Annotated in this window: 16 protein-coding genes; 11 read left to right on the top strand and 5 right to left on the bottom strand. The window is 69.6% G+C overall.

What is annotated here, in order from left to right; genetic code table 11:
* Nucleotides 1–66 precede the first annotated feature (66 nt).
* From murJ to lspA, 5 genes are all read left to right on the top strand, one after another.
* On the top strand, nucleotides 67–1,590 hold the full coding sequence (murJ, locus tag H5U26_RS03820) for a murein biosynthesis integral membrane protein MurJ (RefSeq protein ID WP_290616850.1): 1,524 nt from the start codon (nucleotides 67–69) through the stop codon (nucleotides 1,588–1,590).
* A 70-nt stretch (nucleotides 1,591–1,660) separates the two neighbouring features.
* Nucleotides 1,661–2,026: a DUF2203 domain-containing protein gene (locus tag H5U26_RS03815; RefSeq protein WP_290616803.1), complete on the top strand. Its 366-nt coding sequence runs from the start codon at nucleotides 1,661–1,663 to the stop codon at nucleotides 2,024–2,026.
* A gap of 52 nt (nucleotides 2,027–2,078) precedes the next feature.
* Nucleotides 2,079–3,008 carry a bifunctional riboflavin kinase/FAD synthetase gene (gene ribF, locus H5U26_RS03810; protein WP_290616801.1) on the top strand — a complete coding sequence of 310 codons (930 nt, stop codon included), beginning with the start codon at nucleotides 2,079–2,081 and terminating at the stop codon, nucleotides 3,006–3,008.
* A 19-nt stretch (nucleotides 3,009–3,027) separates the two neighbouring features.
* Complete coding sequence (gene ileS / locus H5U26_RS03805) at nucleotides 3,028–5,832, top strand: isoleucine--tRNA ligase (RefSeq protein WP_290616799.1); 2,805 nt, start codon at nucleotides 3,028–3,030, stop codon at nucleotides 5,830–5,832.
* Nucleotides 5,832–6,308 (top strand): signal peptidase II, encoded by a 477-nt coding sequence (gene lspA, locus H5U26_RS03800; protein ID WP_290616797.1) that lies wholly within the window; start codon nucleotides 5,832–5,834, stop codon nucleotides 6,306–6,308. The genes ileS and lspA overlap by 1 nt, the downstream gene beginning before the upstream one ends.
* Nucleotides 6,309–6,321: 13 nt before the next feature.
* On the opposite strand, the gene H5U26_RS03795 is transcribed toward lspA, so the two are convergent.
* Genes H5U26_RS03795 through H5U26_RS03785 form a run of 3 tightly spaced genes read right to left on the bottom strand, consistent with a single transcriptional unit; the run spans nucleotide 6,322 to nucleotide 9,087 of the window.
* Nucleotides 6,322–7,299 (bottom strand): alpha/beta hydrolase, encoded by a 978-nt coding sequence (locus H5U26_RS03795; RefSeq protein ID WP_290616795.1) that lies wholly within the window; start codon nucleotides 7,297–7,299, stop codon nucleotides 6,322–6,324.
* 22 nt (nucleotides 7,300–7,321) lie between these two features.
* Entirely contained in the window at nucleotides 7,322–7,798 is a 477-nt protein-coding gene (locus H5U26_RS03790; protein ID WP_290616793.1) for an aromatic-ring-hydroxylating dioxygenase subunit beta, read from the bottom strand.
* Nucleotides 7,795–9,087, bottom strand: coding sequence for a Rieske 2Fe-2S domain-containing protein (locus H5U26_RS03785; protein WP_290616792.1), 1,293 nt, complete (start codon nucleotides 9,085–9,087; stop codon nucleotides 7,795–7,797). The genes H5U26_RS03790 and H5U26_RS03785 overlap by 4 nt, the downstream gene beginning before the upstream one ends.
* A gap of 146 nt (nucleotides 9,088–9,233) precedes the next feature.
* On the opposite strand from H5U26_RS03785, the gene H5U26_RS03780 reads away from it, so the two are divergent.
* Nucleotides 9,234–10,958, top strand: a complete 1,725-nt coding sequence (locus H5U26_RS03780) for a thiamine pyrophosphate-binding protein (protein WP_290616791.1) — start codon at nucleotides 9,234–9,236, stop codon at nucleotides 10,956–10,958.
* Between the two features lie 212 nt (nucleotides 10,959–11,170).
* The gene (locus H5U26_RS03775; protein ID WP_290616790.1) at nucleotides 11,171–12,412 is read left to right on the top strand and encodes an EAL domain-containing protein; all 1,242 of its coding nucleotides are present in this window, start codon (nucleotides 11,171–11,173) and stop codon (nucleotides 12,410–12,412) included.
* 28 nt (nucleotides 12,413–12,440) lie between these two features.
* Here H5U26_RS03775 and H5U26_RS03770 read toward each other — a convergent pair whose 3' ends face one another.
* Together H5U26_RS03770 and H5U26_RS03765 are read right to left on the bottom strand one after the other, a co-directional pair.
* Entirely contained in the window at nucleotides 12,441–14,954 is a 2,514-nt protein-coding gene (locus H5U26_RS03770; protein WP_290616788.1) for an EAL domain-containing protein, read from the bottom strand.
* Between the two features lie 506 nt (nucleotides 14,955–15,460).
* Entirely contained in the window at nucleotides 15,461–16,159 is a 699-nt protein-coding gene (locus tag H5U26_RS03765) for a glutathione binding-like protein (RefSeq protein ID WP_290616786.1), read from the bottom strand.
* A gap of 118 nt (nucleotides 16,160–16,277) precedes the next feature.
* On the opposite strand from H5U26_RS03765, the gene H5U26_RS03760 reads away from it, so the two are divergent.
* From H5U26_RS03760 to H5U26_RS03745, 4 genes are all read left to right on the top strand, one after another.
* Nucleotides 16,278–16,925 (top strand): class II aldolase/adducin family protein, encoded by a 648-nt coding sequence (locus tag H5U26_RS03760; RefSeq protein WP_290616784.1) that lies wholly within the window; start codon nucleotides 16,278–16,280, stop codon nucleotides 16,923–16,925.
* A gap of 21 nt (nucleotides 16,926–16,946) precedes the next feature.
* Entirely contained in the window at nucleotides 16,947–17,549 is a 603-nt protein-coding gene (locus tag H5U26_RS03755) for a glutathione S-transferase N-terminal domain-containing protein (RefSeq protein ID WP_290616782.1), read from the top strand.
* An 89-nt stretch (nucleotides 17,550–17,638) separates the two neighbouring features.
* Nucleotides 17,639–18,559 (top strand): AEC family transporter, encoded by a 921-nt coding sequence (locus tag H5U26_RS03750; protein WP_290616780.1) that lies wholly within the window; start codon nucleotides 17,639–17,641, stop codon nucleotides 18,557–18,559.
* Between the two features lie 37 nt (nucleotides 18,560–18,596).
* Nucleotides 18,597–19,652 (top strand): NUDIX domain-containing protein, encoded by a 1,056-nt coding sequence (locus tag H5U26_RS03745; RefSeq protein WP_290616778.1) that lies wholly within the window; start codon nucleotides 18,597–18,599, stop codon nucleotides 19,650–19,652.
* Nucleotides 19,653–19,773 lie beyond the last annotated feature (121 nt).

The following is a 19,773-nucleotide window of genomic DNA, read 5'->3' as shown; positions in this document are numbered from 1 at the left end:
GTCGCGAACTATGCTCACGGGAGCGGCGTTTGTCAATCCGGAAACCGGCTTGCAGGGCGCGTGAGCATGCTGCGTTCGGCCGCCTCGGTGGGCGTCGCCACTACTACCTCGCGCGTGCTCGGCTATGTCCGTGACACCGTCATCGCCACCACCTTTGGCGCCGGGCCGGCGGCGGATGCATTCTTCGTGGCCTTTCGCATTCCGAATTTCCTGCGCCGGCTGTTCGCCGAGGGCGCCTTCTCGCAGGCCTTCGTGCCGGTGCTGTCCGAGTACCGGGCCACGCGCCAGCCGGCCGAGGTGCGCGATCTGGTCGCCCACACGCTGGGCACGCTGGGTCTGGTGCTGCTGGGTGTGGCGCTGCTGGCGGTGCTGGCCGCGCCACTTCTGGTATGGCTGCTGGCGCCGGGATTCGGTGACGACCCGCAGCGCAGCGCACTGACGACCACGCTGCTGCAGATCACGTTCTGGTACTTGCCGCTGGTGTCGCTGGCGGCGGCGGTCGGCGGCGTGCTCAACACCTTCGGGCGCTACTTCACGCCCGCCCTGACGCCGCTGTTCCTGAACCTGGCCATGATCGGCGCGGCGGTCTGGCTGGCGCCGCGCCTGGACGTGCCGGTGCTGGCGCTGGCCATCGGCGTGGTGATCGGGGGGCTACTGCAATTGCTGTGGCAGTTACCGACACTGGCTGCCACTGGCAATCTGGCACGACCCCGGGTCAGCTTTTCCCACCCCGGCGTGCGGCGCATCCTCAGGCTCATGGGCCCGGGCGTGTTCGGCTCCTCGGTGGCGCAGGTCAACCTGATGTTCGACACCGTGGTGGCGTCGTTCCTGGTCACCGGCAGCGTGTCCTGGCTGTATTACGCCGATCGGCTGATGGAGTTCCCGCTCGGCGTGCTGGCGATCGCCTTCGCCACCGTCATCCTGCCGCGCCTGTCGCGCCAGCATGCCAGCGGCGAAGGTGACGCCTTCTCGCGCACGCTCGACTGGGGCCTGCGCTGGGTGCTGCTGGTCGGCGCGCCGGCGGCGGCGGCGCTGTTCGTGCTGGCCGGCCCGCTGCTGGGCACGCTGTTCGGCTACCGCGCCTTCGACGTCCACTCGGTGCACATGGCCCGTCAGGCCCTGTGGGCATTCGCGCCCGGCCTGCTGGCGTTCATGGCCATCAAGGTGCTGGCGCCCGGCTACTACGCGCGCCAGGACACGCGCAGTCCGGTACGCATCGGCGTCATCGCCATGCTGGTCAACATGGCCCTCACGCTGGTGCTGGTGTGGCCACTGCGTCACGCCGGGCTGGCCGCCGCCACCAGCCTGGCGGCCTACCTCAACGCGATACTATTGTTGCGCGGCCTGCTGCGTGGCGGTGCGTACCGCCCCCGGCCCGGCTGGGGACTGTTCGCAACCCGCGTGGCGCTGGCCACGGCGGCCATGACGGCGCTGCTTTGGCTGGGCGCCGGTCCGCTCGATGCCTGGCTGGCGCTGGGCCCGGGCGGGCGGGTGGCCCGGCTGGGCGTGTGGGTCGCCGCCGGCGGTGCATGCTACGGCGCCGCGCTGCTGGCGCTGCGCCTGCCGCTGGCCCAGTTGCGCCATCCCTGACCCACCGTGAGCGACAAAACCCAGCGTGGACGGAGACTTTCTTCGCATCGGATCGCCGCAGGATCCCCGAGTGTTCAGCCTCGCCGAGGCGCAGGCGCTGTTCCCGCTGGTGCGCGGCATCACCCAGCGCACGGCCGAGGAACTGGCGCCGGTGCAGCGGCAACTGAAGGTGCTGCCGCGTCGCAGCCCGGAGCTGCAGGCTGCCGAGCAGCGCTACCAGGCCATCGTCGGTGCCTGGGTCAACAAGATGCGCCGCCTGGGCCTGGTGGTGAAGGGCCTGTGGCTGGTCGATTTCGACACCGGCGACGGCTATTTGTGCTGGAAGTATCCGGAGCTGAAGCTCGGCCACTACCACGGCTACGACGAGGGCTTCGCCGGCCGCCGGCCGCTGGACGAGGTGCTCGAAACGCAGGACCCCGACTGGGCGCGCTACTGACCGACGCCGCCCAGTCCAGCCCAGACCCCGAGACAATGATGTGGATTCCAGCGTGGAACTGATCCGCGGCCTGCACAACCTGCGCCCGCAGCATCGCGGCTGCGTGGCCAGCATCGGCAACTTCGACGGCGTGCATCTGGGCCACCAGGCCATCGTCGCGCGCCTGCAGGAACACGCCGCAGCCACCGGCTTGCCGGCGCGGGTGGTGCTGTTCGAGCCGCAGCCGCTGGAGTTCTTTCGGCCCGACCAGGTCGAGCCGCGCCTGATGCGCCTGCGCGAGAAGCTGGCCGCCTTGGAGGCGCTCGGCGTGGACGGCGTCCTGTGCCTGCATTTCGATGCGCAGCTGGCGGCCATGCCGCGCGAGCAGTTCGTCGAGCGGCTGCTGATCCAGGGCCTGGGCGTGCGTCAGCTGGTGGTGGGTCCGGATTTTCGCTTCGGGCACAGGCGCCTGGGCGATGTGGAATATCTGAAGACCGTCGGCAGCTCGGCAGGCTTTGGGGTGGAAGCCATGCCGCCGCTGCTGCTGGATGGCGAGCGGGTCAGCAGCACCGCGGTACGCCGGCATCTGAGCGGCGGCGATCTTGCCGGCGCGGCGCGCCTGCTCGGGCGGCCCTACACCCTGCACGGCCGGGTCAGCCACGGTGACGCACGCGGACGCAGCATCGGCTTCCCCACGCTGAACCTGCCGCTGCGCCGCAAGGCGGTCAGCCTGCGCGGCGTGTTTGCCGTGCGCGTGACGGGCCTTGCCGAGCGGCCGCTGCCGGCGGTGGCCAACCTTGGCGTGCGCCCGACCGTGGGCGGCACTTACCCGCTGCTGGAAGTGCACGTGCTGGACTTCAGCGGCCAGGTCTACGGCCGCCAGGTGCAGGTCGAGTTCGTGCAGCAATTGCGGGACGAGCGCCGCTTCGACGGCCTCACGGCGCTGCGCGCGCAGATCGATCTTGATGTGCGCGCCGCCCGCGCCCTGTTTGCGAAACCCTGAACCCCCAAAAGAGCCCTGCATGGCCGACTACAAAGCCACCCTGAACCTGCCGCACACCGAGTTCCCGATGCGCGGCAACCTGCCGCAGCGCGAACCGGCAATCCTCGCCCGCTGGCAGGAACTGGACCTGTACGCCCGCCTGCGTCGCGAACGCGCCGATGGGCCGCGCTACGTGCTGCACGACGGCCCGCCCTACGCCAACGGCGACATCCACATTGGCCACGCGGTCAACAAGATCCTGAAGGACATCATCGTCAAGTCCTGGACGCTGGATGGTTATGACGCGCCCTACGTGCCCGGCTGGGACTGCCACGGCCTGCCGATCGAGCACGTGGTGGAGAAAAAGCTCGGCAAGCCGGGCGAGAAGGTGGACGCCAACGCCTTCCGCGCCGCCTGCCGCGCCTACGCCGCCGGGCAGGTGGCCGGGCAAAGCGCGGATTTCCAGCGCCTGGGCGTGCTCGGCGACTGGCAGCGGCCGTACCTGACCATGGCCCCGCAGACCGAGGCCGACATCCTGCGCGCGCTCGGCCGCATCGTCGCCGGCGGCTACGTGTCCAAGGGCGAGCGGCCGGTGCACTGGTGCCTGGACTGCCGCTCGGCGCTGGCCGAGGCCGAAGTCGACTACCAGGACAAGACCTCGCCGGCCATCGACGTGCGCTTTGCCGTCGTCGACCGCGCCGCCGCGCTGGCGGCGTTTGGCGTGGTGGACGGCGATGCGCCCATCAGCCTGCCGATCTGGACCACCACGCCGTGGACGCTGCCGGCCAACCAGGCCGTGGCGCTCAACGCCGAGATCGACTACGTGCTGGTCGAGGCCGGCTCGGAACGCCTGATCCTGGCCGCCGACCTGGCCGCCAGCGCCTGCGCCCGCTATGGCCTGGACGGCTGGCGCGAGCTTGGCCGTTGCCGCGGCGCGGCACTCGAAGGCCTGCGCCTGCGTCATCCGTTCCTGGATCTGGACGTGCCGGTGATCCTGGGCGATCACGTCACCACCGAGGCCGGCACCGGCGCCGTGCACACCGCCCCCGGCCACGGCGCGGACGACTTCGCGATCGGCAAGGCCTACCAGCTCAAGGTCTACAACCCGGTCGGCGCCAACGGCTGCTTTCTGCCCGGCACGCCCTTCGTCGAGGGCCTGCAGGTGTTCGCCGCCAACAAGGTCATCGTCGAGCTGCTGCGCGAGCGCGGCGCGCTGCTCGCCGAGCGGCCCATCCAGCACAGCTACCCGCACTGCTGGCGTCACAAGACGCCCACCATCACCCGCACCACGCCGCAGTGGTTCATCTCGATGGACCACAACGACCTGCGCGGCAAGGCGCTGGCGGCCATCGCCGACACCCTATGGACCCCGGCCTGGGGCGAGGCGCGCATCCACGGCATGATCGCCAATCGCCCCGACTGGTGCATCTCGCGCCAGCGCGTGTGGGGGGTGCCGATCGCGCTGTTCGTGCACCGGGTGACCGGCGAGCTGCACCCGCGCACGGCGGAGCTGATCGAAGCCGTCGCCCAGCGCATCGAGCAGCGCGGCATCGAGGCCTGGTTCGATCTGGACCCGGCCGAGCTGCTGGGCGCGGAGGCCGCCGACTACGACAAGGTGCAGGACATCCTGGACGTATGGTTCGACTCGGGCGTCACCCACGCCAGCGTGCTCGAGCGCCGCCCGGAGCTCGGCTTCCCGGCCGAGCTGTACCTGGAAGGCTCCGACCAGCACCGCGGCTGGTTCCATTCCTCGCTGCTGACCTCGGTGGCCCTGCACGGGCGCGCGCCGTACCGCGGCGTGCTCACGCACGGCTTCACGGTGGATGCCGGCGGCAAGAAGATGTCCAAGTCCGCCGGCAACGTCATCGCCCCGCAGAAGGTCATCAACCAGCTCGGCGCCGACGTGCTGCGGCTGTGGGTGGCGTCCACCGACTACAGCGCCGAGATGTCGATCTCGGACGAGATCCTGAGCCGCAGCGCCGACGCCTACCGGCGCCTGCGCAACACCGCGCGCTTCCTGCTGGCCAACCTGGTGGACTTCGACCCGGCCGTGCACGGCCTGCAGCCGACGGACATGGTGGCGCTGGACCGCTGGCTGCTGCGCCGGGCGGTGGCACTCGACGCCGAGGTGCGCGGCGCCTACACCGCGTTCCAGTTCCACGAGGTCAGCCAGAAGGTGCATCACTTCTGCGCCGTGGACCTGGGCGCGTTCTACCTGGACATCATCAAGGACCGCCAGTACACCTGCCGGGCGGACAGCGCGGCCCGGCGTTCGGCGCAGACGGCCATGTACCACGTGCTCGAAGCCCTGGTGCGCTGGCTGGCGCCGATCCTGAGCTTCACCGCCGAGGACATCTGGCAGCACCTGCCCGGCGCGCGCGCAGACAGTGTGCTGCTGGCCGAGTGGTACGCGCTGCCGGCCCTGCCGGACGAGGCGAGCGAGGCCATCCGCCCGGCCGACTGGGAGCGGCTGCGCGCCATCCGCGATGCGGTCAACCGCCAACTCGAACGCCTGCGGGTGGCGGGGGCGATTGGCTCCGCGCTGGATGCCGAGGTCGATCTTTATGTCAACGCCGACGACAGGGCGCTGCTCGACAATCTGGGGGACGAGCTGCGTTTTGCGCTGATCTGTTCCTACGCGCGCGTTCACGCCGACACTGCCCGCCCCACCGACGCGCACGCCGACGCCGATCTGTGGCTGGCGGCGCGCGCTACCAGCCACCCCAAATGCGTACGCTGCTGGCACCACCGCGAAGACGTCGGCGACAACGCCGAACATCCCGAGCTGTGCGGCCGCTGCGTCGAGAACGTCGCAGGCGCTGGCGAGCGGCGGCAATTCGCCTGATGGGCGCCCGGCTGGCACTTGCCGCGCTGCTGGTCATGCTCGACCAGGCCAGCAAGCTGGCCGTGCTGCGCCTGCTGGAGCCTTACCAGACGATACCGCTGGTGCCCGGTTTCAACCTTACGCTAGCCTTCAACCGCGGCGCGTCATTCAGCTTTCTGGCTGATGCCGGCGGCTGGCAGCGCTGGCTGTTCAGCGGCATGGCGCTGGCCGCCAGCGTGATCATCGTCGTCCTGCTGCGGCGCACGCCACCGGCCGACCGTCTGAACGGCCTGGGCCTGTCACTGGTGCTCAGCGGCGCGGTCGGCAACCTGATCGACCGCCTGTGGCTGGGCCACGTGGTCGATTTTTTCGACGTCTACTACCGCGCCTGGCACTTCCCGGCCTTCAACATCGCCGACAGCGCCATCACCGTCGGCGCCGCCCTGCTGGTGCTGGGCATGTGGCGACAGGAACGGGCGGCGCCAGCGAGCCAGTAGCCGCCCGCCCCCCTCAGCAGCCCAGCGTCGCCCTGAGCCACTGCGCCATGTCGCCGCGCGCCTGCCGCCCGACGTCGAGCACGCCGGCCATGGACGCGAAACCATGGATCATGCCGTCGTAGCGGGCGAGCTTTGTCGGCACGCCGGCTTCGGCCAGGCGCTTGGCGTAGGCCTCGCCCTCGCTACGCAGCACGTCGAATTCGGCCGTCACCACCAGCGCCGGCGGCAGGCGGCCAAGATCGCTCGCCAGCAGGGGTGATACGCGCCAGTCGCGGCCGGCTTTCGCGTCGGTCAGGTAGTGATCGCGAAACCAGACCATGGCGCCCGCGGTCAGGCCATAGCCTTCACCGCAGGCGGCGTATGACTCGCCTTCGAAGCGCGACATGTCGGTGACCGGATAGATCAGAAGCTGCGCGGCCAGTGGCCGGCCGGCATCGCGCGCGGCAAGTGCCGCCACGGCGGCCAGGTTGCCGCCCGCGCTGTCGCCGCCGACGGCCAGGCGTGCCGGATCGATGCCCATCTGCGTGGCATTGGCGGCGGCCCAGTCGGCGGCCGCGATGGCGTCCTCGGCCGCGGCCGGAAAACGGTGCTCCGGCGCCAGGCGGTAATCCACGGCCAGCACGGCGCAGCCGGCCTGCGCGGCCAGATCCCGGCACAGGTCGTCGTGGCTGTCCAGATCGCCGATCACCCAGCCGCCGCCGTGGAAGAACACCAACCCCGGCAGCACGCCGTCGGCGGTCGGCCGGTAAAGCCGCGCCTTGATGGCCCCGTCCGGCCCGGGCAGGGTGAGCTCACGCACCACCGGCAGCGGCGTGGCCGGGCCGGCGGTCATCTTCATCTGCAGGCCAAAGCCCAAGCGCACCTGCTCGGCGGTTAGCGCCTCGATGGGCGGCGGGTTCATGGCCGCCATCTGCGCCAGGTGGGCGGCCACCTGCGGGTGAACCTTCCCGGACAAGGGGGCGGCCAGGACTGTGGATACGTCGTTGCTCATGGGAAGTCTCTGCGGGGTGGGGTCACAGCAGGAAGGTGAGATTGTCGATGGCCTCGTCGCTTTGCGTCAGCAGTACGGTTTTGGCCCTGATCTGAAAACCGTCGCTGGCCGGTAGCAGGCGGTGCTGGCTGACGCCTGACCATATCTCTTGCCGTCCGCGGCGCAGTTCGGCCAGCAGGAAGTTCGAGCGCGTGTGGACTTCGCCCTCGCGCACTTCGTAGCGGATGTTGCCGACCACCCGGCGCATGCGCGAGCGCGGCCGCTGGCTGTGCGCGGCGCTGCTCATGAGGCGGTAGATGCGGTCTTCGAGGCGTGCCCGGTCGTCGTAGATGATGGACACCTGCCGCTGCGGATCGGTGCTGTCGTCGCGGCCGTTGCAGGGCACCCAGTAGCAGCACTCGGGCGCCCACAGGGCCAGCCACGCCTCGGCATCCATGTCGTCGAGCAGGTCGGCTTCGTGGAACAGGAAGGCTTCCACCGCCTCGCGGGTGATGGTCATGCCAAGGCCTCCGACATCAGCTCGAGCCAGCCGCGCAGCTGGCCGCGCTGGGTGGTTTCGTCGCCGACCAGGCCGACTCGCGTGCCGTCCGGCTCCACGCGCTCGCGGTTCAGGCCGCGGCCCAGATACAGCCACGGATCGACGCTGGCCTGCAGTCCTTCCTGGTTGCGCTCGAACAGTTCGGCATCGTCCGGCGAGCCGGCGCCGGCCGGACCGTAGAACGATTCGTGCTGGCGCAGGCGCAGGCTGTTGACGCTGGCCGGCACGCCCTTGAGCAGGCCGGGGAACATCAGCACTTCGGTGTCGTCCACCGCCAGCGGGCGCACCAGGCGAATCTGCACGCCGATCAGTTGCAGGTTCGGATAAATGCCGACGTGCGGGTCGCCGGCCCAGGCCAGCAGTTCGTTTCCGCGCGCCTCGCCATGGGCGCTGTGCATGGCCTGGATGTAGTCCTCGCCCTGCGGCAGCTTGCGCAGGGTGGCCAGATAGCGGTCCAGGTTGCCCATGCGGCCGGGGAAGAAATCCAGCAGCACGTGACCGTTGCCAAGGTCGCGCGTCAGGTTGCCGGAGTCGTCGGCGAACGGGTCGCCGTGGTGGGTGTCGGCCATGTTGCCGCCGCTGCGCCGACGCCAGGCGTCGAGCACCGAGCGGTGCGTGTAGTGCGGGTGGTAGCCGTCCATGCCGACGAACTTCCAGTTGCCGCGGTAGCGGGTGCGGTGCACGCCGGCGGTGACGTCGATGTCGCCGACCGGCGAGGCGTCCATGTAGATGTCGAGGTATTTGGCGGCCGGGCCGAGGTGCTCGGCCAGTGTCGGCCCGGTCGGGGCGAGACTGGCAAACACGAAGCCGCGGTAGCTGGCCTGGCGCGGCACGAGCGTCAGGCCAAAGTCTTCCTTGTGGAAGTCCGCCCCGTAGCCGGCGGGGCCGGGCACGTCCTGCAGCGGGCCGGTGTTCCTGTACACCCAGCCGTGGTACCAGCAGGTGAAAAAGCGTGCGTTGCCGGTTTCCGTCTCGCACACGGTCATGCCGCGGTGGCGGCAGCGGTTCATGAACACCCGCACCTGGCCGTCCTCGCCGCGCACCATGATCACCGGCTGGCGGCCGAGCGTGGTGGCGCGAAAGTCGCCCGGATTGGGCAGCTCCGCCTGGTGGCCGACGCACAGCCAGGTGCGGTGGAAGATGCGCGCCATTTCCTGCTCGAAAATGGCCGGATCGGTGTAGATGGCGCTGTGCACGCGGTCGGGCTGCACCAGGTGGGCGTAATCGGACAAGGCGTGCGGGGCATTCATGGCAGGTTCTCCCATCGCGATCTGTGGCAGAAAAATACCATGCGGCCCTTGCTGATCGTTCGGTTGGTTGCGCGGTCTATGATTCGCGTCAGGTGCGGCACCGCTTCGGTAAGCCGACCATAACAGTCCTCCCGGAGGAGACCCCCATGAGCCAGCAAAGCGGCGCCGAAGTCCTGCTCGACATCCTGAACGGTTACGGCGTGGAGGCGATTTTCTCCTCGCCCGGCTCCGAATGGCCGCCGCTGTGGGAGGCGCTGGCCCGGCGCGCCGCCGCCAATCAGCCGGCGCCGACCTATTACAACGCCCGCCACGAGGACCTGGCCATCGGCCAGGCCATGGGCTACGCGCGGGCCACCGGCCGGCTCGGCGTGTGCCTGGTCCATGCCACGGTGGGCACGCTGCACGCATCGATGGGCATCCGCGCCGCTTATCACGAACAGATTCCGCTGCTGGTGCTGGCCGGCGAATCGGTGACCTTCGGCGAGGGGCCGGACGCCTGGGTCGGCGCGCAGTGGGGGCGGTTCCTGGCCGACCCCGGCGGACCGGCGCGGTTGGTGGATTCGATCACCAAGTCGAGCTTCGGCCTGAACACGCCGGCCGTGCTGGCCGGCGCCGTGCACCGCGCCTGCGCGCTGGCGATGGGCGCGCCGCAGGGGCCGGTGTTCCTGTCGCTGCCGTTCGAATACCTGCACCAGCCGGCGGTGTTGCCGGCGCCGGCGCGCTATGCCTTCCCAGCCACGCCGCAGCCGGATCGCGCGCCGCTGCAACAGGCCGCCGACTGGCTGAAGGCGGCCAAGAACCCGCTGATCATCGTCGAGAACGCCTGTCGCACGGCGGCCGAAGCGGCGCGCCTGGTGCAACTGGCCGAGCGCCTGGGTGCCGGCGTGGTGGAGGGCCAGCACCCGGGTTTCGTGAATTTCCCGCGCGATCACGCGCTGCACGCCGGCTTCTATGCGCAGGCTTACCTGAAGGACGTGGACGCGGTGCTGATGCTGGAGGCGCCCGGTCCGTGGTACCCGCCGACCGCCATGACGCCACCGGCCGCCAAGCTGATCAACATCGCCCAGGACCCGCTGCGCGAACGCGATCCGTATACCGGCTTCACGGCCGATCTGCAGATTCAGGGCGATGCCATGGCCGCCGTGGATGCTCTGCTGGAACTGATCCCGACCGCCACCGCCGGCGCCGACCAGCGGCAGGCCGCCTGGGCCGGACGCAGCGTGGCGCGGCGCGCGCAGTGGCGGGAGGATGCGCTGCAGAACGCCGGCGCGACGCCGATCGACGCGCGCTTTCTGTGTCACGAACTGAACGCCTGCCTACCGGACGACGCCGTCATCATCGATGAGACCATCCTCAGCCATCACACCATCATCAATGTGATGGATCGCTTGAAGCCCGGGCATTTCATCAATGCCCTTTCCGGCGGCCTGGGCCTTGGCTTGGGCATGGGCCTGGGCGCCGCGGTGGGGCTGCCGAACAAGCTGCTGGTGACCTTCGTCGGCGATGGCACCTACAACTACAACCCCGGCCTGGCGGCGCTCGGCTTCGCGCAGCAGTACGGCATTGGCATGCTGACCGTGATCTTCAACAACGGTCACTACCGGTCCATGCAGATGGGCACCGAGTTCCTGTACCCGCAGGGCGCGGCGGTCACCCATCGCCATCACGTCAGCTCGCCGATCGCCCCCAATCCGGACTATGGCCAATTGGCGGTGCTGTTCGGCGGCCACGGCGAGAAGGTAGAGGACCCGGCGCAGATCCGCGCCGCCGTCGGTCGCGCCGTGGCGGCGGTACGCGAGGGCCGGCCGGCGATCCTGGACGTGCGCATCGGCGACGAGATTGCCTTCCTGGCCGGGATGTTCGGCGGCTGAGTGGGAGCGCGGCTGTGCCGCGCGTTATCGCACGGCATGGCTGGGCCATACAGTTCTCCGATCGGCGGCAGTTGTGCCGGGCCCCGCCGGGGTATAGAAAAGCCGTTCGGCGGCATTCAGCGCCTGCCTGACCGGCCGATACAAGGCCAGGTAGTGACCTGTCACGCCCGACAGGCAGACCTGTGGCCATTCACTGGAGCGTGCCGAACGCCATGTCGAACCCGCGTACCGCCTCGCAGCTTTCCCATCTCGAGACCCTGGCCAGCCAGGCCGACGACGGTTGCTGGCAGGGCCAGTTCCGCAGCCTGCGCCTGTCGAGCGTGTTCCAGCCGGTGGTGACGCTGAGCACCGGCCGGGTGGTGGGCCACGAGGGGCTGGTCCGTCTGGACTATGCCGACGGGCGGGGCGCGACGCCGTTCCGGTTCTTCAGCGGTGGCCTGGACGAGGCCGGCCTGGTGGAACTGGATACCCTGTGCCGGCTGCTGCACCTGCGCAATTTTCAGGGCCAGGCCGGCACTGCCGATGGCTGGCTGTTCCTGAACGTATCGCCGCTGGTGGTGGCGAGCCACCGCCGGCATGGCGAATTCCTGGCCAACATGCTGGACAGGAACGGCTTCGATCCGGCGCGGGTGGTGGTTGAAATCGCCGAGAGCGGCGTGCAGGACGGCGACACACTGGCCGATGCGGTGGCCCATTACCGGCAAATCGGCTGCCTGGTGGCGATCGACGATTACGGGGTCGGTCTGTCCAGCCTGACGCGCCTGTGGTCGCTGGGCGTCGACATCGTCAAGCTCGACCGCGAGCTGCTGCTGGCCGCCCTGGCCCGTCACGAGGAGCGCCGCCTGCTGCCCGGCCTGGTCGAGTTCCTGCACGACTGCGGCGCGCTGGTGCTGATGGAGGGCGTGGAGACCTACGACGAGGCCATGCTCGCGCTGGAAGTCGGCTGCGACCTGGCGCAGGGCTTTCACTTCGCCTTCCCGGCGCCCGTTCTGCGCGACCGTGCCCAGATCATCCCCATCGACATGCCGCGCGCGGCGGCGTCGGCCGGCGCCGCGCCGGTGCCATCCTGGCCCGATGTCTGGCGCCTGCAGCTGGTCGCCGCCGCGCAGCGCCTGGCCGGCGGCGCCACGCTGGCCGATGCAACCGCCCCGATGCGCGATGAGACCTCGTTGCTGCGCTGTTACTGGCTCGATGGCGATGGCATTCAGCGCAGCGACAACCTGCTGGGCGTCAACGCCGTCCGGCCGCGCTTTGCGATGCTGCTGGACCAACCGGGAGCGGATGCGTCCGGGCGCGGGTTTTTCGCCCGCGCCGTCGCCAATCCGGATTCGGTGCAGCGCAGCCGCGCCTACCTGCAACGGGGTTTCGGCGTGGCCTGTGTCACGCTGGCCGTGACGGCATCGCTGGCTGGCGCGCCGGGCGTGCTGTGCTGCGACGTGGCCTGGCGGGCGTGAAACGGCCCTGACGCAGCCGGCGGCCGCGTCAGGCCGTGCGTATTGCCGACTGCGGGGTGCCCGCCAGCATCGATTCGATCGGTGCCGGCCGGCCAAGCAAAAAGCCCTGCCCGTAGTCGATGCCGATGCCTAGCAGCAGCTGCAGCGTCGCCGCGTCCTCGACGAACTCGGCAATGGTCTGAAAGCCCATGATGGTCGACAGCCGGTGGATGGCCTCCACCATGGCGCGGTCGATCGGCTCGCGGGTGATGTCGCGCACGAAGCTGCCGTCCAGCTTCAGGTAATCCACCGGCAGATGCTTCAGGTAGGCGAACGACGACACGCCGGTGCCAAAGTCGTCCAGCGCAAACAGACAGCCGGCGCCGCGCAGACGGTGGATGAACTCGCGCGTGCGGCCAAGATGGGCGACGGCGGTGGTCTCGGTCAGTTCCAGGCACAGCCGGCCGGACACATGGCCCGGATCGGCGAAGTAGCCCTCGATCATGCCGATCACTCCCGGGTCCTCCAGCGAGCGACCGGAAAGGTTCACCGACAGGCGCACGCCGGCGGCCCGGCCGCAGGCCAGCAGGTGGCCGATCGCGCGTGATACCACATAGCCGTCGATCAGCGGCATCAGCCCGAAGCGTTCGGCAGCCGGCAGGAAGGCGCCCGGCAGCACGATGCGCCCGTCCCGCTGGCGCAGGCGCAGCAACACCTCGTACCACGGCAGCCGGTCGGCTTCGCCGAGCGCGCAAATCGGCTGCACGTACAGCTGCAGGCGCTGCTCGTCCAGCGCGTCGCGCAGTTCCGTTGCCCACTGCATTTCGCTGCGGCGGCGTGCCAGATCGGCATCACCGTGCCGAAACAGGTGGATGCGGTTGCGCCCCAGGTCCTTGGCCGTGTAACAGGCAAGGTCCGCCTCGCTCAGCAGCTCCGCGGCCGATGCCGCGCTGGCGCCGACCGGCACCAGGCCCATGCTGGCGCCCACGGTGAAGCTGCGTTCCCCCCAGCGAAAGCGGAAATCGCCGATCGCGCCCAGCAAATCATGGGCGATCTGCGTCGCCTGGTCCGGTGGGCAGTCGGTCAGCAGCAAGCCGAATTCGTCGCCGCCGAGGCGCGCCAGAAGGTCGCCGCGGCGGATCCGGTGCTGCAGCACGGTGGCCAGTTCGACCAGCAGCTGGTCGCCGGCCGCGTGACCGCAGCCGTCATTGACCACCTTGAACTGATCCAGATCCACGTAACACAGGGCATGCACGGCATCGGTCCGGCGCGCCTGCTCCAGCAGTTCGCCCAGCCGGTGCTCGAACTCGCGCCGGTTGGGCAGACCGGTCAGCGGGTCGTGCCGCGCCTGGTGGGAGATCTCGTCCGCCAGGCGCCGGGTGTCGGTCACGTCGCGAAACACGATCACCGCGCCGGCCAGCGTGCCGTCGGGCAGATGAATGGGCGCCGCCGAATCTTCCACGTGATATTCGACCCCGTCGCGGTTCAGCAGGACGGCGGTGCCCGGCAGGTCGATCGCCTGATCTTCGGCGATGCAGCGCAGCAGCGGATTGTCGACCGGCCGGCGGCTGTCTTCGTGCACCAGGCGAAACACCTCGCCGACCGGCCGGTCGAGGGCCTCGCTCTGCGGCCAGCCGGTCAGGCGCTCGGCGATCGGGTTCAGCGCCGTCACCCGGCCCTCGGCATCGGTGGTGATGACGCCGTCGCCGATCGATTGCAGCGTTACCCTGGCCAGCTCCTCGGCCCGGGCGAGCGTCTGTTCGGCATGTTTGCGGTCAGTGATATCGCGGCCGGAGAAATGCAGCACGCCCGCGCCCCAGGACGGCTGGATGGTCAGCGCCACATCCAGCCAGAATGGGGTGCCGTCCAGGCGCAGTGAATACCAGTCGAAGCGGGCAAAGCCCTTTTCCAGCGCCCGTTCGGACTCCATTCGCGCGCGATCGACCGACGACCTGCCATCCGGCTGCACCGCCGGCGAGAAATCGAGCGGCGTGGCGCCGATCACCTGCGCCTTGTCGCTGGCGCCGTACAGGCGCGCCAGATAGGCGTTGCAGTCGATGAAGCACGGCTCGCCATCGACGACCGAGATGAAACCGAAGGCATCCTCGGCGACCTCGAACAAATCGCGAAAGCGCGCCTCGCTGGTGGCCAGTTCGGCCTGGACTTCGATCACGGCGCCGATATCGCGGATGTGCACGCTGTAGACATCCGGCGCAAGTGACGGCAGGGCCGTCAGCTCCACCTCGGCGCTCATCCGTTTGCCGGCCGGATCCAGAAACTGCCAGCGGGTCTTGGTGCGGCCGGCCCGCAGCGCCTCCCGATTGGCCGCAACGAAAGCCTGTTCCTGTTGCTCGTCGAGCTGGGCCATGCGGGCCAGCGCGGCGGCGAAACGCGGCGCCGGATCGGCATCCTCCCGCATTCCCAGCAGGGTCGCGAAGGCGTCGTTCCAGCGCAGCAGACGGATGTCCTGCAGGGCCACGCCGCGGGCGATCGCCACCGGGTCCGGGTTGCTGCGCAGCCAGTCGTCAAAGGCTGACGGTCCGGTGATGCAGGGTTTCTCCATCCTTGGTCAATCCTTTATCTGCAGGCATCGAAGGCCGGCTTGCCGGCTACGGGGGAGTCCACCCACCGCGCCGATGGCCACCCCAAAACGCCCCGCTTGCCGCGGTTGGCGCCGATGGTCTGGGACAGTCTAAGGCTCTGGAACAGCTTATCGGTCGCCGCGTCGGAACATTGAGCGCCGGCCGGCGAGCGACTGGTGCCAGGGAGGCGCTGAATGAGTCCAGTCTGGATTTTTCAGCGCCTGCCACCGGGAAAACATGCAGTGCAGCTGCGCAGCGCGATGATCGTCCGGCGCAGGCGGGCTCCCACAGTTCTGCGATGGCACACGAAATCAGTGGCGTGCAGCCACCGATTTTTGGCAGCGCGTCCCTGCGCAGCGGGAAACGCCGAACCCTTCAGCGTTGCCATAAAAACGACGCGTGATGGTCCGCCTGGTCGCCGCTTCGCGTGCGGCTGCGGTCCTGGTCCGGCGCGGACCATTCGAACAGCTCCGGGTTGGCGCCCGGATCAGCGCTTCTCGAACTGCTTGCTGCCGAACAGGATTTCCCGCTGCAGCTGGTCCTGCGGGCCGGGCTTGGGCGGGCGCCGGTCGGCCATCACGGCCAGGGCGCGCACCGTGGCCGGGCGGGCATTGATGGCATCCATCCAGCGGCGCACGTTGGGCAATTCGCCCAGGTCCACGCCCTGGCGCTCGTGGTGCAGGAACCACGGGAAAATCGCCATGTCGGCGATGGAGTACTCGCCGGCCACGTAGTCGCGATCCGCCAGGCGTTTCTCGACCACGTTGTAGATGCGCCGCGATTCGTTGCTGTAGCGGTCGATGGCGTAGGGCAGTTTTTCCGGCGCGTAGTCGCGAAAGTGGTGCGCCTGGCCCAGCATCGGCCCGACGCTGGCCATCTGGAACATCAGCCACTGCAAGACCTCGTAGCGGGCACGCGGCGCGGCGGGCAGGAAGCGGCCGGTTTTTTCGGCCAGATAGATCAGGATCGCGCCGCTCTCGAACACGCTGATCGGCTGGCCGTCCGGACCGTCCGGGTCGACGATGGCCGGCATCTTGTTGTTCGGGCTGATGGCCAGAAACTGCGGCTTGAACTGGTCGCCGGCGCCGATGTTGACCTCCACGGTGCGGTACGGCAGGCCGGTTTCCTCCAGAAACATCGTTATCTTGTGGGCGTTGGGCGTCGGCCACATGTACAGATCGATCATCGGCTTCTCCTGTAGCGAGCGTTTGGTCATTATTAGGGCGCGGCGGCGCGTGTACCATACCGGCGCTCCCCGGCAGGCCGCCGGGCGCCCCCTTCCGCTATTCCTGCACGGTCCGCCCTTGGACGAGAGCGCCCTTCGCCAGTTGCTGATCGACACCGGCCGCCAGAGCGTGCGCCGGGGTCTGAATCGCGGCACCTCCGGCAATGTCAGCGTGCGCCTGCCGGGCGGCTTCCTGATCACGCCGACTGGCATTCCCTACGATGAGCTGGGTGCCGCCGACCTGGTGCATCTGGACGCCCATGGCGTCGCGGCGCCGGGGCAGCGCAAGCCCTCGTCCGAGTGGCGTTTCCACTGCGACATCTATGCCGCCCGGCCCGAGGTCGGCGCCATCGTGCACACCCATTCGCGCTATGCCAGCGCGCTGGCCTGCCAGCGGCGCGAGCTGCCGGCCTTCCATTACATGGTGGCGGCGGCCGGCGGCGACAGCGTGCGCTGCGCCGACTACGCGACCTTTGGCACCGCCGAGCTCTCGGCCAATGCCCTGGTCGCGCTGGAAGATCGTCGCGCCTGCCTGCTCGCCAACCATGGCGTGATTGCGACCGGCGCGAACCTGACGAGCGCCCTGGCGCTGGCCGAGGAAATCGAGTCCCTGGCCGGCCAGTACTGCGCGGCGCTGGCCACCGGCACGCCGGTGCTGCTGGACGCGGACGAGATGGCGCGCGTGGTGGCGCGGTTCGAAAGTTACGGCAAACAGGACAATCCCTGAGCCCGCCCGAGGAGAACCGTGATGCAACTGATCTATGCCAGGCCGTCCCCCTACTCGCGCAAGGTGCGCGTGACGGCGCTGGAGAAGGGCCTGGCGGACCGGGTCGAGGAAATCCTCGCCAGCCCCATGGAAGACCCCGCCGTGCTGCTGGACATCAACCCGCTGGGCAAGGTGCCGGCGCTGCGCCTGGACGACGGCCAGTGCCTGTACGACAGCTGGGTGATCTGCGAATACCTCGACAGCCTGGCGCCCGCACCGCGGCTGATTCCGGACGGGACGGAGCGCTTTGCCGTGCTGCGCCGGGCGGCGCTGGCCGACGGCGTGCTGGATGCGGCGGTCACCGCGCGCCTGGAACTGCTGCGCCCGGAGTCCATGCGCTGGGCGCCGTGGACCGACCGCCAGCGGCGCGCCATCGAGCGCGGCCTGGCGGCCATGGAACAGGACGTGGCCGCGCTCGGCCCGGCGCTGACGCTGGCGCACATCGAGTTTGCGGTCACGCTGGAGTATCTGGACTTTCGCCTGCCGGACCTGGCCTGGCGCGCCGGCCACCCGGCACTGGCTGCGTGGCTGGGCGAGTTCAGCCAGCGCCCGTCCATGCTGGCCACCGCACCGCAGCCGTCCTGATCGGCGGCGTCCGAAGGCGCTTTTTCACCCAGACGCCGCCGGCCGCGTGATCAGCTGCCGGCGGTGTTTCCTTTCCGGAACCACCTCGCGTGTACCTCGACCTGTTACCGGTTTTCGTTGCCCTGGCCGCCGGCTGGCTGTGGCGTCGGCACGCGCCCGGCGGCGTCGACGCCGCCCACATGGCGCAGGCGCTGAACATGCTGATGATCTACCTCACCGGCCCGGCGCTGATCTTCGCCATCATGTCGCGGGCCTCACTGAACCTCGAATTGATGGTGATCCCCGCGGCTGGCTATGTGTGCAGCCTGGGCGGGCTGTTGCTGGCAGCGGCGGCGTACCGCTTCGCCGGCCAGCGCCTGGGCCTGTCGCCGCAGGGTCGCGGCGCCATGCTGCTGGCGGCCGGCTTTGCCAACGGCTCGATCGCCCTGCCGGTGGTGGTCAGCCTGTTCGGGCACGAGGGCATGCCGGTGGTGTTCGCCTATGACCTGATCGCCACCACGCTGCTGATCTGGACCGTCGGCGTGGCGGTGGCGGCGCGCCATGCCGAGGGCGCGAACCGGGTCTCGCTGGGCCGCGAAATCCTGCGCCTGCCGCCGGCCTGGGCAGTGTTCGCGGCGCTGGCGGTCAACCTGCTCGGCCTGCCGGTGCCGGATCGGGTCGTCACGACGCTGCGCTATGTCGGCGATGCCGGCATCCCGCTGATGGTGTTCGTGGTCGGCCTGTCGCTGCGTCTGGGCGCCCTGCGCCGCCTCGGCGCGGCGGTGCCGGCGCTGTTGATACGCCAGGTGGCCGGGCCGGCGCTGGGGCTGGCGTTTGCCTATGCCTTCGGCCTGCGGGGCGAGACGCTGGCGGTGCTGGGCGTGGCCATGGCCTCGGCCTGCCCGGCGGTGGGCGTGATCCTGTGCCACCGCTACCGCCTGGATACGGAGCTGTACGGCGCCGCGCTGACCGCGTCGATACTGATCTATCTAGTGCTGGCGCCGCTGTACCGCAGCCTGCTGATGGGCTGAGCCGGCCGCGCCGCGCATCCACCCGGAGCCGCTTGCCATGATTCGCCACCTGATCCTGGACTGGGCCGGCACGCTGGCCGACGACCGCGCCCTGACCCTGGCCGCCACCAACGACACGCTGGCGCACTTTGGCGCCGCGCCGGTGGACGAGGCCACCTACCGGCGCGAGTTCACGCTGCCGGTGGAGCGCTTTTACCGGCGCTTCATCGGCGAGCGGCCGCGCGAGCAGATCGACGCGGTGTTCTTTGGCCATTTCGCGCAGCGCATGGCGCAGTCGCAGCTGTTCGCCGAGGTGCCGGCGCTGCTGCACGTCTGCCGCCTGCGCGGGGTGGCGCTGAGCATCTGTTCGAGCGTGCCGACCGAGATCCTGAACGGACTGCTGACCCGGCTTGGCCTGCGCGAATTCTTTGGCCACATCGGCGGCGGCGCGGCGGACAAGATTCCGGTGCTGCAGCAGATCGTGGCCAGTGCACCGTTTCGACCGGACGAGACCCTGTACGTGGGCGACACCCCGCACGACATCGAGGCCGCCCACGCGGCGCAGGTCATCGCCGGCGCGGCGCTGTACGGCTACGCCACCGAAGAGCGCCTGCGCGCCGCGCGGCCGGATCACGCGTTCCAGAGCGTGCGCGACATCATCGACCTGATCGACCGCGAACACCTGTTGGCCCACGAGCGGCGTGTGATCGCCACCGTCGGCGGCCTGCTGGTGGCCGACACCGGCGAGCTGCTACTGATCCGCACCGCCAAATGGTCCGGCCGCTGGGGCCTGCCGGGCGGCAAGATCGACTACGGCGAGACGATGCTGGACGCCTACCGGCGCGAGATGCGCGAGGAAACCGGCATCGAGGTCGAACACGCCGCCTGGCTGTGCATCCAGGACTGCATCGAGAGTCCCGAATTCACCCAGCCGCGGCACTTCCTGCTGATCAACTACGTGTCGCGCCTGGCCGGCCGGCCCGAGCCGCGCAAGAACTACGAATCCACGCAGATCGGCTGGTTCAGCCCGGCGCAGGTCGCCGACATGGACCTGAATCAGCCGACCCGGGCTGCCATGGCGCTGGCCCGAGAACACGGATTGCTGAACCGCTGAGCCGCCGGCGCACACCCTTGTGTCCGCGCAAGGAGTAAGGTACGTGCGGTGTCCACCGCCATCGCCGTGGCCGGGCGCGCGATCCCTCTGTCGCTCGACGCGGAACTGACGTGCCGCCACC

Source organism: Immundisolibacter sp., assembly GCF_014359565.1.
Lineage (GTDB): Bacteria > Pseudomonadota > Gammaproteobacteria > Immundisolibacterales > Immundisolibacteraceae > Immundisolibacter.
This window is presented reverse-complemented; position numbering and strand designations above follow the sequence as displayed.

Excerpts from the sequence above, each read along its gene's own strand:
- murJ (WP_290616850.1), top strand. The coding sequence starts at position 67 with ATGCTGCGTTCGGCCGCCTCGGTGGGCGTCGCCACTACTACCTCGCGC.
- ileS (WP_290616799.1), top strand. The coding sequence starts at position 3,028 with ATGGCCGACTACAAAGCCACCCTGAACCTGCCGCACACCGAGTTCCCG.
- lspA (WP_290616797.1), top strand. The coding sequence starts at position 5,832 with ATGGGCGCCCGGCTGGCACTTGCCGCGCTGCTGGTCATGCTCGACCAG.
- H5U26_RS03795 (WP_290616795.1), bottom strand. The coding sequence starts at position 7,299 with ATGAGCAACGACGTATCCACAGTCCTGGCCGCCCCCTTGTCCGGGAAG.
- H5U26_RS03790 (WP_290616793.1), bottom strand. The coding sequence starts at position 7,798 with ATGACCATCACCCGCGAGGCGGTGGAAGCCTTCCTGTTCCACGAAGCC.
- H5U26_RS03785 (WP_290616792.1), bottom strand. The coding sequence starts at position 9,087 with ATGAATGCCCCGCACGCCTTGTCCGATTACGCCCACCTGGTGCAGCCC.
- H5U26_RS03780 (WP_290616791.1), top strand. The coding sequence starts at position 9,234 with ATGAGCCAGCAAAGCGGCGCCGAAGTCCTGCTCGACATCCTGAACGGT.
- H5U26_RS03775 (WP_290616790.1), top strand. The coding sequence starts at position 11,171 with ATGTCGAACCCGCGTACCGCCTCGCAGCTTTCCCATCTCGAGACCCTG.
- H5U26_RS03770 (WP_290616788.1), bottom strand. The coding sequence starts at position 14,954 with ATGGAGAAACCCTGCATCACCGGACCGTCAGCCTTTGACGACTGGCTG.
- H5U26_RS03765 (WP_290616786.1), bottom strand. The coding sequence starts at position 16,159 with ATGATCGATCTGTACATGTGGCCGACGCCCAACGCCCACAAGATAACG.
- H5U26_RS03755 (WP_290616782.1), top strand. The coding sequence starts at position 16,947 with ATGCAACTGATCTATGCCAGGCCGTCCCCCTACTCGCGCAAGGTGCGC.
- H5U26_RS03745 (WP_290616778.1), top strand. The coding sequence starts at position 18,597 with ATGATTCGCCACCTGATCCTGGACTGGGCCGGCACGCTGGCCGACGAC.